This window comes from Arthrobacter agilis, assembly GCF_006494655.1.
Lineage (GTDB): Bacteria > Actinomycetota > Actinomycetes > Actinomycetales > Micrococcaceae > Arthrobacter_D > Arthrobacter_D agilis.
This window is the reverse complement of sequence record NZ_VHIM01000039.1, coordinates 1-289: the sequence shown is the minus strand read 5'-3', so window position 1 is coordinate 289 and position 289 is coordinate 1. Positions and strand designations below refer to the sequence as shown.

Sequence of the window (289 nt, the reverse complement as noted above, 5' to 3'; positions counted from 1 at the left end):
ACTGGTTCCGCGCGGTTATGCCCCGGCGCCGGCGCGGCATTCGCGTTGCGCGCGCATCCGCCGTAAAGGCGCGGCATGAAGCCCGTCATCTTCGGCCTGTCCGGCCCGTCGCTCACCGATGCCGAGCGCGCGTTCTTCCGCGCGGCGCGCCCGGCCGGCTACATCCTGTTCAAACGTAATGTGGAGACCCGCGCGCAGCTGCGCGCGCTGACCGATTCGCTGCGCGAGTTGGAGGGGCGCGACGACGTGGCGATCCTGGTCGATCAGGAAGGCGGGCCGGTCGCGCGGC

At 71.6% G+C, this 289-nt stretch carries 1 protein-coding gene; it reads left to right on the top strand.

Going from position 1 to position 289, the window contains the following annotated elements; all coding sequences use genetic code 11:
* Positions 1 to 75: 75 nt before the first annotated feature.
* The coding region (locus FJV46_RS15115) for a glycoside hydrolase family 3 protein (RefSeq protein WP_204840892.1) at positions 76 to 289 on the top strand (214 nt) is incomplete at its 3' end.